Source organism: Stenotrophomonas sp. GD04054 (assembly GCF_029836955.1).
GTDB classification, from domain to species: Bacteria; Pseudomonadota; Gammaproteobacteria; order Xanthomonadales; family Xanthomonadaceae; genus Stenotrophomonas; species Stenotrophomonas maltophilia_A.
Map to the genome: position 1 here is coordinate 1 of NZ_JAOECR010000024.1, position 14,856 is coordinate 14,856.

Here is a 14,856-nt window from a genome sequence, read left to right on the forward strand (position 1 = left end):
AAAGGCCCGACCAACCTGGAGTCGAGCGTGGCTCGACTCTCCAAAGGGTTGTCAGGCGAAGACGGCTTCGACCTGGGCCCAGCCGGCCGCGTCGACCTGCTCCAGCACGTCCAGTGCCTGCAGGTTCTGCAGCAGCTGGCTGACCCGGCTTGCGCCGAGGATCACGCTGGAAACGTTCGGGTTGCGCAGGCACCAGGCGATGGCCAGCGTGGCCGGGGCATGGCCGAGCGCGCGTGCCACCTCGCTGAAGCGCCGCACCTGGCCCAGGCGGGCCCCGGCGTCGGCCCCCAGCACCAGGTCCTGCAACCACTCCATGCCTTCCCGCCCCAGCCGCGCATCGGCCGGGATGCCCTGGTCGTACTTGCCAGTGAGCAGGCCCGAGGCGAGCGGCGAGAAGATGGTGGTGCCCAGGCCGGCACCCGCATACAGCGGCGCGTACTCGACCTCGACCCGCTCGCGGTGCAGCAGGTTGTACTGCGGCTGCTCCATCGTCGGGCCCTGCAGGTTGCGCGCCTCGGCGATGTCCAGCGCCTGCTGGATCTGCGCCGCCGACCACTCCGAAGTGCCCCAGTAGAGGATCTTGCCCTGCCGTACCAGGGTATCCATGGCGTGCACGGTCTCGGCGATCGGCGCGTCCGGATCCGGGCGGTGGCAGTAATAAAGGTCCAGGTAGTCCACCCGCAGGCGCTTGAGCGCGGCATGGCAGGCGTCGGTCACGTGCTTGCGCGACAAGCCGCGCTGGGTCGGCCGCGGGTCCTTGGCACTGCCGAAGAACACCTTGCTGGACACGCAGAAACCGTCGCGCGGCAGTCGCAGGTCGGTGATCACGTCGCCCATGACCTGTTCGGCACGGCCGTTGGCATAACCCTCGGCATTGTCGAAGAAGTTGACGCCATGATCCCAGGCGGCGGCCACCAGGTTGCGGGCCTCATCGCGCGGGATCTGGTCGCCGAAGGTCACCCAGGCGCCGAAGGACAAGGCGGAAATCGGCAGGCCGGTGGAGCCCAGGCGACGGTATTGCATGCGAATCTCCTGCTGCGGGCCCGCATCCGGGCCGGGATCGAACCCCATTCTACCCGCCGCCGCCAGCCGCAAGCCCTTGCCGTTGCTGGCCTGATCGGTACCGTTGGCCGCGCACACGCTGCTTTTTCTTGCCCCGGCCCCTGCCCTGCACTAGGCTTCCCGTTTTTCGCGACGCCCCAGGGGAGTCACTCACATGGTCGAAGGTTTGGGCAGGATCGGCTTCGGCCTGTTCGGGTTGGCGGTGCTGATCGGCATCACCTGGTTGTTTTCCAATAACAAGCGCGCGGTTGACTGGAAGCTGGTTGCCACCGGTATCACCCTGCAGATCGCCTTTGCGGCGCTGGTGATCCTGGTGCCGGGCGGGCGCGACGTGTTCGACGCGCTGGGCAAGGGCTTCGTCAAGATCCTCAGCTACGTCAACGAGGGCTCGGGCTTCATCTTCGGCTCGTTGATGGACACCAAGAACTACGGCTTCATCTTCGCCTTCCAGGTGTTGCCGACCATCATCTTCTTCTCTGCGCTGATGGGGGTGATGTACCACCTCAACATCATGCAGGGCATCGTGCGCGTGATGGCCTGGTCGATCACCAAGGTGATGCGCGTGTCCGGTGCTGAAACCACCAGCGTCTGCGCCAGCGTCTTCATCGGCCAGACCGAGGCGCCGCTGACCGTGCGCCCGTACATCGCCAGGATGACCCAGTCCGAGCTGCTGACCATGATGATCGGCGGCATGGCGCACATCGCCGGCGGCGTGCTGGCGGCCTACGTGGGCATGCTCGGCGGTGGCGATCCGGCGCAGCAGGCCTTCTACGCCAAGCACCTGCTGGCGGCCAGCATCATGGCAGCCCCGGCCACGCTGGTCGTGGCCAAGCTGCTGATCCCGGAGACCGGCACCCCGCTGACCCGCGGCACGGTGAAGATGGAAGTCGAGAAGACCTCCAGCAACATCATCGACGCGGCCGCCGCCGGCGCCGGTGACGGCCTGAAGCTGGCGCTGAACATCGGTGCGATGCTGCTGGCCTTCATCGCCCTGATCGCGCTGCTGAACGCCCCGCTGACCTGGATCGGCGATGTGACCGGCCTGGCCGCTGCCATCGGCAAGCCGACCAACCTGTCGACCATCTTCGGTTACGTGCTGGCCCCGATCGCCTGGGTGATCGGCACCCCGTGGGCCGATGCCACCACCGTCGGTTCGCTGATCGGCCAGAAGGTCGTGATCAACGAGTTCGTGGCCTACACCGAGCTGTCGCAGATCGTGAACGGCCAGATCGCCGGCGTGAGCCTGTCCGAGGAAGGTCGTCTGATCGCCACCTACGCGCTGTGCGGCTTCGCCAACTTCAGCTCGATCGCGATCCAGATCGGCGGCATTGGCGGCCTGGCCCCGGAACGTCGCCACGACCTGGCCAAGTTCGGCCTGCGCGCGGTGTTGGGCGGTACCATTGCCACCTTCATGACGGCGACCATCGCCGGCGTGCTGACGCACTTCAGTTGAACCCTTGGTTGAGAAAAGATTCCCTATGAGCAGCAGTGTCGTTGTCGTCGGTTCCTTCAATGTCGATCACGTGTGGCGGTGCGAGTCGCTGCCGGCACCGGGTGCGACCATTGCCGGCCGTTACAGCACCGGCCCCGGTGGCAAGGGCTTCAACCAGGCCGTGGCGGCCTGCCGCGCCGGTGCCGACACGCACTTCGTGTGCGCGCTGGGCGACGACGCTGGTGGCGCCACCGCCCGTGAGCTGGCCGCGCAGGACGGCTTCGGTCTGATCGCCGAAGCCAGCAGCGAACCGACCGGCACCGCCGGCATCTACGTCGATGCCCGTGGCCGCAACACCATCGTGATCGGACCGGGTGCCAACGCCGCGCTGAGCACCGACTTCCTGCAACAGCAGCAGGCCCTGCTGACCGGCGCCAAGGTGGTGCTGGTGCAGCTGGAATCGCCGGTGCAGACCATCGAAGCGGCACTGGCCACGGCCCGCGAGGCCGGCGTCACCACCGTGCTCAACACCGCACCGGCCGACGCCCCCTCGACCATCGGCCTGCTCAAGCTGGCCGATGTGATCACCCCGAACGAAACCGAGTTCGCAGCCCTGCTCGGCCGCCATGTCGGTGAGCGCGTGGATGCCAATGACGTCGCCGCGCTGGACGGTGCCAGCCTGCATGCGCTGTGCCGCAAGCTGGTCGGCAACGGCACCGTGGTGGTGACCCTGGGTTCGGTGGGTGTGTTCGTGTCGCATGCCGATGAGAACCTGCGCGGCGATACCCAGCCGTACTACCGCGTGGGTGCCGAACAGGTGCAGGCGATCGACACCACCGGTGCCGGTGACGCCTTCAACGGTGCGCTGGCCGCGTCGCTGGCGCAGGTGGCCGACGCCCCGTTCGCCCGCCACGTGCGCTTCGCCAACCAGTTCGCCGGTCGTTCGACCGAGAAGGAAGGCGCTGCGGCGGCGATGCCGCGCTTCACTCCGGCCGACGTGGAAGTGAAGTAGATCCACGCCATGCGTGGATGAACGAGCCCGGGCATGCAGATGCCCGGGCTTTTTCATGGGCGGTCCGCGCGCGGCGCGGATCTACTGCCAGCGCCGCAACAGCAGCCCCGCTGCAATCGCCAGCAACGCCACGGCAGCAGCCACCACGCCCAGCGTGTCCAGGCCCCAGCGTTCGATCGCACCGCCGCCGAGCAGCGCGCCCAAGCCGATTCCGGCGTTGGCCGCGGACACATTCAAGGTTCCCGCCAGCGCCTGCGCCCGTGGCGCCGCACGCATCATCCGCACCTGGCACAACGGGAACAGCGCGGTGTGCGCCACGCCCCACAGGGCCAGTGCGATGAGCACGAACGTGCCGTGGCCGGCCAGGCCGACACTGGCCAGCATGCCCAGCGCCAGCACCGCGCAGAACACCAGGGTCGCGCCCAGCGGCGCACGATCGATCCAGCGCCCACCCAGTGCATTGCCGATCAGCCCGACGGCCCCGAAGCCCATCAGCCACCAGCCCACCTGTGCCGCCGGTACCTGCATCAGCCGCTCCAGTACATCGGCCAGATAGGTGTAGGCCGCAAACATCGCGGTGAACACCAGCACCGACAGCAGCACATGGCCCAGCAACTGCGGCTGGCGCAGCACTCGTGCCTGTTCGCCCAGCGCGCGCCGCGGTCCGGCCACGGTGTCCGGCATCCACAACGCCAGCGCGCCGGCCATCAACAGCGACAGGGCCGCCAACAGCCAGAAGCTGCCGCGCCAACCGAGGGCGTCGGCGGCCAACGTACCCAGCGGGATACCGAACAGCATTGCGGCGGTAATACCCAGGTAGACGCGCGCGACCGCACGACCGCCCTGCCCTGCAGGGGCCAGCTGCGCAGCAGTCTCACTGGCGGTGCCCCAGAACACCGGCAGGGCCAGTGCCGGCAGCACCCGCGCCAGCGCCAGCAGCCACGGCTGCGTGGCCATCGCAGCCAGCGCGTTGGAAGCCGCGAACAACAGCAGGATGGTCACGAACAGGCGGCGCCGGCCGACGTGTGACAGCAGCGCGGTCAATGGGGGCCCGGCCAGCATCACGGTGAACGCGAACAGGGTGACCAGCTGCCCGGCACGGGCGATGCCCAGGCCAAGGTCGCGCGCCAGCGCGGGCAACAGGCCGACGATCAGGAATTCGGTGGTGACGATGACGAAGGCGGACACCGCCAGCAGGACGACCGAAAGACGTGCGCGAGCGTTTGCGTGGACAGCGGCCACGGTGGAATCGAGGGTGGACATGAGCGGGCATCAGGACAGGGGCCGCCAGCCTATTTCCTCCCTGAGTTCCGATTACTGCTATGTTTTCCATCGATTCCGGACTGAATTTCCCCCATGCTTCCCACCGAGCGCCTGCGCGGCATCGAGGCCTTCGTCGCCACCGCCGATGCTGGCAGCTTCACTGCCGCCGCCGAACGCCTGCACCTGACCAGTTCTGCGGTGGGCAAGACCATCGCGCGGCTGGAGGCGCGTCTGGGAGCGCGGCTGTTCGAACGCAGCACGCGCCGCCTTCGCCTGACCGAGGCCGGTGAGGGCTTCTACCGCACCTGCGTGCGGGTGCTGGGTGAGCTGGCCGATGCCGAGTCGGTGCTGGTGTCGCACGCAGACGCGCCCGTGGGCCGGCTGCGCGTGGATGCCCCGGCCACCTTCGGGCGCCTGAAAGTCTGGCCGCTGCTGCTGCAGCTGGCCGACACGTTTCCGCAGCTGCGGCCACAGGTGACCTTCAGCGACCGTTTCGTCGACCTGACCGAGGACGGCATCGACCTGGCCGTGCGCATCGGTGGACCGGAGCCGCTGCCGGCCACCCTGGGCAGCCGCCTGCTCGGCTACGAATGCCTGCGCTTCTGCGCGTCCCCGGCCTATCTGGAGCGACATGGCCTGCCGACATCCGCGGCCGAGCTGGCCGGGCATGACGGCGTGCTGTTCGGACGCGCCGACGGCAGCGTCGGGCCGTGGCAGGTGGCCGATGGCGGGCAGCGCAGTACACCGCTGCAGGCCCGCGCGCGCCTGGTGGTTGGCAGCGCCGAAGCCCAGGTGGCGGCGGTCGAGGCCGGCTTCGGCATCGCGCAGTTGGCCACCTGGCTGGTCGAGGATGCGCTGGCGCGCGGCAGCCTTGTGTCGATCCTGACGTCGCTGGACTGCCGCGGCCTGCCGTTGCGCCTGTTGTGGCCGCAGGGCCGGCAGCGGTTGCCACGCGTGGACGTGGCGTTGGACCGTCTCGGCACCGGGTTGCAGATCGATCCGCCGCGCTGAGCGCAGCGCCATCACCGACGGTCGCATCGAGCGGCTGCGACTGCCGGTCGCATTGCCCGCATCCCGCCCCTCACCCACCATCCGCGCAGCATTTCAGCGTGGGCAGGACATGGACGGATTCCCCTGGTTGCTGGTTGCCGCCGCCGGCAGTGCCATCGCAGCCTTGCTGCATATCGGCTGCATTGCCTTTGGGGCACCCTGGTACCGGTGGTTCGGCGCTGGCCCGCGCATGGTCCGGCTGGCACAGGCGGGACATTGGTGGCCACCACTGATGACCGCCGGCATTACTGCCGTGCTGGTGGCCTGGACGCTGTACGCGCTGGCAGCCGCAGGCTGGCATTCGCCGCTGCCGGCCAGCCGTCCGGTGCTGTCGGGCATCGCCCTGCTGTTGCTGGTGCGCGCGGCGATGGGCTTCGGGCTGGCGCTGCTCCGGCCCGGCTACAACGGCCGGTACTTCTGGGTAGTCAGTTCACTGGCCTGCCTCAGCCTGGGGCTGGCCTTCGCGTTGGGTACCCGCCAGGCCTGGCAGAGCCTGGGGTAGCCCCCTACCATCGCCCGCCCTTGGGGGCGGCGGAAGCAACCGTCAAGCATCTGTTGATGCCGGTACGGCATGAGCTGGGTGCGGATCGGCCTGAACCGGAACGCCCCCGACACGGCCGTACCGCCGCCCGCGCCCTACAATGGGCGCATGCAGATCGGCCCGTACACCATTGCCCCCAACGTCGTGCTGGCGCCCATGGCCGGCGTCACCGACAAGCCTTTCCGCCTGCTGTGCAAACGGCTGGGCGCGGGACTGGCCGCCTCGGAAATGACCATCAGCGACCCGCGCTTCTGGACCACGCGCAAGTCGATCCATCGCATGGACCATGAGGGCGAGCCGGCACCGATCAGCGTGCAGATCGCCGGCACCGAGCCGCAGCAGCTGGCCGAGGCCGCGCGCTACAACGTGGACCACGGCGCGCAGATCATCGACATCAACATGGGCTGCCCGGCCAAGAAGGTGTGCAACGCCTGGGCCGGTTCGGCACTGATGCGCGACGAACAGCTGGTGGCGCGCATCCTCGAAGCGGTGGTCAACGCGGTGGACGTGCCGGTCACCCTGAAGATCCGTACCGGTTGGGACTGCGACCACCGCAACGGCCCGGTGATCGCCCGCATCGCCGAGGCCAGCGGCATCGCCGCACTGGCTGTGCACGGCCGCACCCGCGACCAGCACTACACCGGCCAGGCCGAGTACGCCACGATCGGCGAGATCAAGGCCGCACTGCGCATTCCGGTGATCGCCAACGGCGATATCGATTCGCCGCAGAAGGCCGCCTATGTCCTGAAGGAAACCGGCGTGGACGCAGTGATGATCGGCCGCTCGGCACAGGGCCGGCCATGGATCTTCCGCGAGGTGGCGCACTACCTGGCCACCGGTGAGGAACTGCCGCCACCGTCGCTGGATGAAGTGCGCGACATCCTGCTTGGTCACCTGCATGCGCTGCATGCGTTTTATGGCGAGCCGCAGGGCGTGCGCATCGCGCGCAAGCACCTGGGCTGGTACGCCAAGGACCGGCCGGAGAATGCCGCCTTCCGCGCGGTGGTCAACCGTGCCGAAGATCCGGCCAGCCAGATCGCATTGACGACCGAGTACTTCGACCGCCTGATTACCGGGGAACCGGCGTTGTCTTCGGCAGCCTGAGCGCGCCAGCCCCTCGTAACCCGCCCGACTGCCTTGATCCGTAGAGTCGAGCTTGCTCGACTGCTCCACACCGTAGAGTCGAGCGTGCTCGACTGGCTTTCTGAACAGTCGAGCACGCTCGACTCTACGCGCCCCTTCCATTGATCACGCTCGACGCTACAAGAGCCCGCCCCCATGACCCCGCCGATTTCCTCCCCGACCTACCTGCACGGATTCTCCGGCACCGAGCAGCAGCGCCTGATGACCCAGGCCCGGCTGCTGGAATCGAGCATCTTCGGCCAGATCGACTACAGCGGCGCGCGGCGCCTGCTGGAAGTCGGCAGCGGCGTCGGCGCACAGACCGAGATCCTGCTGCGCCGCTTCCCCGAGCTGCACGTGACCGGCGTGGACCTGAGCGAAACGCAGCTGGCCACCGCGCGTGAGAACCTGGCGCGCACGCCGTGGTGCAGCGACCGCTACACCCTGCAGCAGGCCGACGCCGGTGAGCTGCCGTTCGAAGCACGCAGCTTCGACGCGGCGTTCCTGTGCTGGGTGCTGGAGCACGTGCCGTCACCAGCACGCGTACTAAGCGAGGTGCGCCGCGTGCTGGCCCCGGGTTCGCCGGTCTACATCACCGAAGTGATGAATGCCTCGTTCCTGCTCGACCCGTATTCGCCGCATATCTGGCGCTACTGGATGGCCTTCAACGATTTCCAGTACGACCACGGGGGAGATCCGTTCGTCGGCGCCAAGCTGGGCAACCTGCTGCTGGCCGGCGGCTTCCGCGACGTGCACACCGAGATCAAGACCATCCACCTGGACAACCGCGAACCGGCCCGTCGCAAGACGATGATCGCGTTCTGGGAACAGCTGCTGCTGTCGGCCGCCGACCAGCTGTTGCAGGCCGGATCGGTGGACGAGGAAACCGTGGAAGGCATGCGTCGCGAGTTCCGCCTGGTGCAGAACGATCCGAACGCGGTGTTCTTCTATTCGTTCGTGCAGGGCCGCGCCACGGTGTATTGATTCGGTGGAGCCACGCCATGCGTGGCTGCCTTCGCCGATGCCCCCCGCCATCCACGCATGGCGTGGATCTACGGATGCGACACTGCACCGCCGATGGAGGCAGTAGAGCCACGCCATGCGTGGCTGCCTTCGCCGATGCCTGCGCCATCCACGCATGGCGTGTATCTACGGATGCGACACTGCACTGCCGATGGAGGCAGTAGAGCCACGCCATGCGTGGCTGCCTTCGCCGATGCACCCCGCCATCCACGCATGGCGTGGATCTGCGGATGCGACACTGCACCGCCGATGGAGACAGTAGAGCCACGCCATGCGTGGCTGCCTTCCGATGCCCGCACCATCCACGCATGGCGTGGATCTGCGGATGCGACACTGCACTGCCGATTGAGGCAGTAGAGCCACGCCATGCGTGGCTGCCTTCCGATGCCCGCACCATCCACGCATGGCGTGGATCTACTGATCAATGCACGGCGCTGTGGTCGGCCGCACCCGGCTGTGCTGCCGGCTCCTGCCAGATCCGCTGCCACATCGCGGCCAACCGGCGTCCGACGTCGGCGCGTGCAGCCGGGCTGCTGTAATCCACCCGCACCTGCTCGGGCGTGATCGCCCGCCACTGCCCATCAGCCTGCTCGGCCACCGCGAAGTTGAAGGTGTAGTCCGGTTCCAGCCCCATACGCAGGTCGCTCAGCACCAGCCGGCCGTCCACCACCTGCGCACGCATGAAGCCACGATTGAACCACGTCAGCTGCTGCACCGCCGGGATGGCCTGCGCTTCGCGCAAGGCCTGCACGTTGGATGCGTGGCCTTCGAACTGCATCGGCCCGTGGTCGGCCACCAGCGAACGGTCGCCCACCACGTAGCCGTTCGGCGTCATTGCCACCACGCGCCACAGCAGGGTGTTGAACGGCATCGGCACCGAGAAGCGCGGCGCATCGCCCAGGCCCATCGCCGTCAGCCTCTGCTGGGCAGCACGGTCGACCTGCGCCTTGGCGATCAGGCCCCAACCCAGGTAGGCACTGCTGACCAGCAACGCCACACCCAGCACCTTGCCAGCCCAGGGGCGGGCGCGACCAAACCAGGCCAGCACGCAGCCCAGCAGCAGCCATACCGTGTAGCCGAGATCGATGATGAAGACACTGGAACCCATGGTCGGGTGTGGGCGCAGCGGCCACCACAGCTGGGTGCCGTAGACGGTGAACGCATCCAGCATGGGATGGGTGACCAGCGCCAGCTGGATCGCCCAGAACCAGCGCACCGGTGACTGGGCGACGCGGCCATTGCCGAAGCGCTTGAACAACCACCAGATCAGTGCCGCCACCCAAGGCAGCACCAGCAGCGAGTGGCTGAAGCTGCGGTGTTCGATCATGTTCGCCACCGGGTCGGCGGCAGTGAAGCCGAGCCACAGGGCGTCGAGGTCCGGCAGGGTGCCGAGCGCGGCACCGGCCAGCAGGGCCGCACGGCGATGTCCGGGCGGGGCGATGGCAGCAGCGACGGCGCCGCCGAGCACGATCTGGGTCAGGGAATCCATGGGCCGATGCTAGCGGCTTGCGGGCGTGCCGTCTTGATGGCACAGCCGCTCGCGCTCTTTTGTAGAGTCGAGCCATGCTCGACTGCTGTACGCGGGGCAGTCTGAGAAGAGCAGTCGAGCATGGCTCGACTCTACAAGAGTGGGTCAAGCCGCTTGCTTGATGCGCGCGCCCGGCAGTTCCACCAGGGTCTGGCCATTGTGGTCAAGCAGGCGCAGCGCGCCATCATGGTCTTCGGCCAGCGCGGTCAGGCTCTCCACCCAGTCGCCGTCGTTGGCATAGACCAGGCCATCGCGCTCGATCAGCGCCGCGCGGTGGATGTGGCCACAGACGATGCCATCCAGTCCGCGCCGCCGCACGTCGTCCAGCCCGGCCTGCACGAAGCGTTCGATGTAGCGTTCGGCCGCACCGCTGCGCTTCTTCAGGAACTCCGACAGCGACCAGTAGCGCATCCCCAGCAGCCGCCGCACCGCATTCAACGCCTGGTTGCCGGTCAGGATGCGGTAGTACAGCCAGTCACCGAACTTTTCCTGCAGGCCACCGAAGTGGGTCACGCCGTCGTACTCGTCCCCATGCGCAACGAGCAGGCGACGGCCATCGGCGGTCACATGGATGGCGCGACGGCGCACCTGCATCGCTGGCAGCATCAGCCCGCACACGTGGCGCAGTGACGCGTCATGGTTGCCGGGGATGTAGACGATCTCCGTTCCGGCACGGCGCAGCGCGTGCAGGGCCTGGATGACTTCGCTGTGCGACTGGCGCCAGTTGGCGCGGCGATGCGCCATCCACCACAGGTCGATGATGTCGCCCACCAGGTACAACCGTTCGCAGCGCAGCTGCGAGAGGAACCGCGCCAGCTCGGTGGCATGGCAATGACGTGACCCCAGGTGCACGTCGGAGACGAACACTGCGCGCCGGTGCGGCGACAGGTTCGCCAGCGCGCTCATGCCGGCGTCCCCGCGTCGCGCAGGTAGCGTTTTCGCTTGTTCGGCCTGATCGCGCACAGGTCCACTTCAATCAGGCCGTCGATCGAATCACTGAAGTCCGGGTCGACACCGAAGGCAAGGAAACGGGCGCCACCGGGTTCGCACAGATCGGTGTACTGGCGATACAGCGTCGGCACGCCGGTGCCGAGTGCGGCCAGATTGGCCTTGAGCACATCGAACGCGGCACCTGCATCCAGCTCGCCGAAACTTGGCGGCGCGGCGAAGTACTGGAACGGGCGGTTCGATTCGGCCAGGCCGGCGGTACCGCTGTAGTAGCGCTGGTAGTACGCCACCAGCTGCTCGCGTGCATCGCGTGGCAGCGCTGCGCTGATCGACACGGCGCCGAACAGGTAGCGGATGCCGGGCCGGCACTGCAGGTAGGCGCCGATGCCCTGCCACAGGTAGTCCAGGCTGCGGCTGCCCCAGTAATCAGGCACCACGAAGCTGCGGCCCAGTTCCAGGCCTTCGGCGATGTGGGTGATGGCGTCGTCGGAATAGCGGAACAGCGATGCGCTGTAGAGCCCGGACAGGCCGTGCCGGGCCAGCGCGTGGGCACCACGCATGATCCGGTAGGCGCCGGCGATGCGCTGCGCGGCCGCGTCCCAGATCACGATGTGTTCGTACCGCGGATCGTAATCATCCAGATCGCGGCTGCGCCCGGTGCCCTCGCCTACCTGGCGGAAGGTCAGCTCGCGCAGGCGCCCCAGCTCCAGCAGCAGCGGTGAATCAGCGCTGCAGGTCGCCAGCAGGATCTGCTTGCCGTCGGCGGTCTGGCCCAGCTGGGTGGCGGCAGCGATGCCGGCGGCGACCTGCGAAGGTGGCACCGGGGACGCCAGCGGCTCGGGGCCTGCTACAGCAGCTGCATCGCCCGCCGCCCCATTACGGCCCAGCGCATACAGCGTGCGGCGCACCGCCAGCAGCTGTGCGCCCGGGTCGCCGCCCTTGCCCAGCTGCATCGGCTCACCGATGCGCAGCCGCAGCGGACGGCCACGACGGGTGAACATCTCGCGCGCCAGCAACGCGGTGCCCGCCGGCTTGAACAGGGTCGAGGCGCCGTAGAACAGCGCCGAGTTGCGCGCCTCCACACGCACCGGCAGTACCGGCGCGCCAGCGGCACGGGCAAAGCGGACGAACCCGCGCTGCCAGCGGCCATCACGGATGCCGCGCAGCGACAGCCGCGAGACCTCGCCGGCCGGGAACACGATCACGCACTGCTCGGCGGCCAGCGCCTCTTCGACGGCATGCAGGCTGCCACGCTGGGCCTTGCCACCGAGGATGCGTACCGGCAGCAGCAGGTCCTGCAGTGGCGCAATTGCCCCCAACAGGTCGTTGGCCACGATCCGCACGTCACGGCGGATGCGGCCGACCGCGTCCAGCAGGGCCAGGGCATCCAGTGCCCCGGAGGGATGGTTGGCGACGATCAGCAGGCGGCCGGTGGCCGGGATCCTGGCCAGCGCGGCCGGGTCCACCTGGTACTGGCCGTCGATGAACTCCAGGCCGGCGGCGACGAAGCCGAAGCCACGCAGGCCTGAGCTGCGCTGCAGGAAGGCTTCGATCTGGTCCAACCGCGACCAGCGACCGACGCTGCGCAGCAACGGCCGCGCCAGTTGGCCCCGGCGGCCATGGAACCAATCGGGGAAGCGTTGCTGGAGACGCTGTTCAAGTTCCTGCATGGCGGATCCACTCATGCCCGGCGGCCGGATTGGCCGACAGCCTGCGCCCGGCAGGCGGCAGCCAGATGGCGGTTTTGGGGCAGAACGATGACGGCTGGCCGGTCCTAGGGCGGGCGAGGTGGCCCGCGCAGTCGGGGCCGGTAGCCGCCCGGTGCGTTGTCACGCTGGTGGAACACTGGGCCTCGAGGCTGAGCCCCAATCCCGGCCGGACGGCCCCTGCCGGGCCTACGCGGGCTTAACCACCGGCAACCGGTACAGGTTCACAATGCACAGGCGGCGCACCCCGTGTATCATTCGCGCCCATCTTTCCATCCGAATCAAGGGATATTACGCCTGATGTCCAGCTATCTCTTCACCTCCGAGTCGGTCTCCGAAGGCCATCCGGACAAGGTTGCCGACCAGATCTCCGATGCGGTGCTGGACGCGATCCTGACCCAGGACCAGCGCGCCCGCGTGGCCTGCGAGACCATGGTCAAGACCGGTGTTGCCATTGTGGCCGGTGAGATCACCACCAGCGCCTGGATCGACCTGGAAGCGCTGACCCGCAAGGTCATCACGGACATCGGCTATGACAGCTCCGACGTCGGCTTCGACGGCGCCACCTGTGGCGTGCTGAACCTGATCGGCAAGCAGTCGCCGCACATCGCCCAGGGCGTGGACCGCAAGAAGCCGGAAGAAATGGGCGCTGGCGACCAGGGCCTGATGTTCGGCTATGCCACCAACGAGACCGACAGCTACATGCCGGCCGCGATCCACCTGTCGCACCGCCTGGTCGAGCAGCAGGCCAAGATCCGCAAGAAGAAGAACTCGCCGCTGTCGTGGCTGCGCCCGGACGCCAAGAGCCAGGTCACCCTGCGCTATGAAAACGGCGTGGTCTCGGCCATCGACGCCGTGGTCCTGTCGACCCAGCACGCCCCGGGCATCAAGCAGAAGGACCTCATCGAGGCTGTCCGCGAAGAGATCATCAAGCCGGTGCTGCCGGCCAAGTGGCTGCACAAGGGCACCAAGTTCCACATCAACCCGACCGGCAAGTTCGAGATCGGCGGCCCGGTGGGCGACTGCGGCCTGACCGGCCGCAAGATCATCGTCGACACCTACGGCGGCTGGGCCCGTCACGGTGGTGGCGCGTTCTCCGGCAAGGACCCGTCCAAGGTCGATCGTTCGGCGGCCTACGCGGCCCGCTACGTGGCCAAGAACGTGGTTGCCGCCGGCCTGGCCGACCGTTGCGAAGTGCAGGTCTCCTACGCCATCGGCGTGGCTGAGCCGACCTCGATCTCGGTCACCACCTTCGGCACCGGCAAGATCAGCGACGACAAGATCGAGAAGCTGATCCGCAAGCACTTCGACCTGCGCCCGTACGGCATCATCAAGATGCTGGACCTGGTGCACCCGATGTACCAGCAGACTGCGGCCTATGGCCACTTCGGCCGCAAGCCGAAGGAGTTCAGCTACCTCAACGGCGAAGGCGAGACCGTCAACGCCACGGCCTTCTCCTGGGAGAAGACCGACCGCGCCGCCGCCCTGCGCGCCGATGCGAAGCTGAAGTAAGAAACACGAAGGGCCGCGCAAGCGGCCCTTCTGCTTCTGGTAGAGCCGGCCGCTGGCCGGCTTTTTCATGGCCTCCGGAAACAATCGCGTGGTTGCCCGCCAGCGGCCGGCACAACCGGTTGCCGATACAATCGCCCCATGTCGACCGAACTGAAAACCCACCAGCTGTCCATGACCGTGCTGATGTCGCCGGAGATGGCCAATTTCTCCGGCAAGGTCCACGGTGGCGCCATCCTGCGCCTGCTCGACCAGGTCGCCTACGCCTGCGCCAGCCGTTACGCCGGCAGCTACGTGGTCACCCTGTCGGTGGACCAGGTGATGTTCCGCCAGCCCATCGCGGTGGGCGAGCTGGTCACCTTCCTGGCCTCGGTGAATTACACCGGCACCTCGTCGATGGAGATCGGCATCAAGGTGGTGGCCGAGGACATCCTCAAGCGCAGCGTGCGCCATGCCAACAGCTGCTTCTTCACCATGGTGGCCGTGGATGAGGAAGGCCGGCCAACGCCGGTGCCGTCATTGCAGCCGGTCACGTCGGACGAGAAGCGCCGCCAGGCGGCCGCACTGATCCGCCGCCAGCTGCGCCAGGAAATGGAGCAGCGCCATCTGGAACTGCTGGCGTCGAACCCGCCGTCGCCGGAAGAATGAGCGTGAACCCGG

Annotated in this window: 13 protein-coding genes; 8 read left to right on the forward strand and 5 right to left on the reverse strand. The window is 67.8% G+C overall.

All coding sequences use genetic code 11. The features are described from left to right. Nucleotides 1-51 precede the first annotated feature (51 nt). Complete coding sequence (locus N7573_RS12580) at nt 52-1,023, reverse strand: aldo/keto reductase (RefSeq protein WP_279913293.1); 972 nt, start codon at nt 1,021-1,023, stop codon at nt 52-54. A 193-nt stretch (nt 1,024-1,216) separates the two neighbouring features. Here N7573_RS12580 and N7573_RS12585 point away from each other — a divergent pair, with 193 nt between their 5' ends. Further along, nucleotides 1,217-2,515, forward strand: coding sequence for a nucleoside transporter C-terminal domain-containing protein (locus N7573_RS12585; protein ID WP_010481870.1), 1,299 nt, complete (start codon nt 1,217-1,219; stop codon nt 2,513-2,515). A 25-nt stretch (nt 2,516-2,540) separates the two neighbouring features. Beyond that, a complete protein-coding gene (locus N7573_RS12590) occupies nt 2,541-3,506 on the forward strand; it encodes a ribokinase (RefSeq protein ID WP_132809230.1) in 966 nt (321 codons plus the stop codon). Between the two features lie 81 nt (nt 3,507-3,587). On the opposite strand, the gene N7573_RS12595 is transcribed toward N7573_RS12590, so the two are convergent. Further along, complete coding sequence (locus tag N7573_RS12595) at nt 3,588-4,769, reverse strand: MFS transporter (protein WP_279913292.1); 1,182 nt, start codon at nt 4,767-4,769, stop codon at nt 3,588-3,590. A gap of 93 nt (nt 4,770-4,862) precedes the next feature. Here N7573_RS12595 and N7573_RS12600 point away from each other — a divergent pair, with 93 nt between their 5' ends. The 4 genes from N7573_RS12600 (at nt 4,863) to N7573_RS12615 (ending at nt 8,466) form a co-directional block, all read left to right on the forward strand. Beyond that, nucleotides 4,863-5,780, forward strand: a complete 918-nt coding sequence (locus N7573_RS12600; RefSeq protein WP_279913290.1) for a LysR family transcriptional regulator — start codon at nt 4,863-4,865, stop codon at nt 5,778-5,780. A 109-nt stretch (nt 5,781-5,889) separates the two neighbouring features. Continuing rightward, nucleotides 5,890-6,321 carry a hypothetical protein gene (locus tag N7573_RS12605; RefSeq protein ID WP_121504891.1) on the forward strand — a complete coding sequence of 144 codons (432 nt, stop codon included), beginning with the start codon at nt 5,890-5,892 and terminating at the stop codon, nt 6,319-6,321. Nucleotides 6,322-6,468: 147 nt separating this feature from the next. Continuing rightward, nucleotides 6,469-7,464 (forward strand): tRNA dihydrouridine synthase DusB, encoded by a 996-nt coding sequence (dusB, locus tag N7573_RS12610; protein ID WP_279913289.1) that lies wholly within the window; start codon nt 6,469-6,471, stop codon nt 7,462-7,464. Nucleotides 7,465-7,638: 174 nt separating this feature from the next. Next, on the forward strand, nt 7,639-8,466 hold the full coding sequence (locus tag N7573_RS12615) for a class I SAM-dependent methyltransferase (protein WP_005408109.1): 828 nt from the start codon (nt 7,639-7,641) through the stop codon (nt 8,464-8,466). 460 nt (nt 8,467-8,926) lie between these two features. Here N7573_RS12615 and N7573_RS12620 read toward each other — a convergent pair whose 3' ends face one another. The 3 genes from N7573_RS12620 to N7573_RS12630 all read right to left on the reverse strand — a co-directional run bounded on the left by N7573_RS12620 (nt 8,927) and on the right by N7573_RS12630 (nt 12,651). After that, the gene (locus N7573_RS12620) at nt 8,927-9,994 is read right to left on the reverse strand and encodes a metal-dependent hydrolase (RefSeq protein WP_279913288.1); all 1,068 of its coding nucleotides are present in this window, start codon (nt 9,992-9,994) and stop codon (nt 8,927-8,929) included. 144 nt (nt 9,995-10,138) lie between these two features. After that, a complete protein-coding gene (locus N7573_RS12625; RefSeq protein ID WP_032129692.1) occupies nt 10,139-10,939 on the reverse strand; it encodes a UDP-2,3-diacylglucosamine diphosphatase in 801 nt (266 codons plus the stop codon). Further along, on the reverse strand, nt 10,936-12,651 hold the full coding sequence (locus tag N7573_RS12630; protein ID WP_279913285.1) for a lysophospholipid acyltransferase family protein: 1,716 nt from the start codon (nt 12,649-12,651) through the stop codon (nt 10,936-10,938). Before N7573_RS12630 ends, N7573_RS12625 begins: the two co-directional genes overlap by 4 nt. 336 nt (nt 12,652-12,987) lie before the next feature. Here N7573_RS12630 and metK point away from each other — a divergent pair, with 336 nt between their 5' ends. Together metK and N7573_RS12640 are read left to right on the forward strand one after the other, a co-directional pair. Beyond that, the gene (gene metK / locus N7573_RS12635) at nt 12,988-14,199 is read left to right on the forward strand and encodes a methionine adenosyltransferase (protein ID WP_010481882.1); all 1,212 of its coding nucleotides are present in this window, start codon (nt 12,988-12,990) and stop codon (nt 14,197-14,199) included. Nucleotides 14,200-14,337: 138 nt separating this feature from the next. Beyond that, complete coding sequence (locus tag N7573_RS12640) at nt 14,338-14,844, forward strand: acyl-CoA thioesterase (protein WP_049399791.1); 507 nt, start codon at nt 14,338-14,340, stop codon at nt 14,842-14,844. The last annotated feature ends 12 nt before the right edge of the window (nt 14,845-14,856 follow it).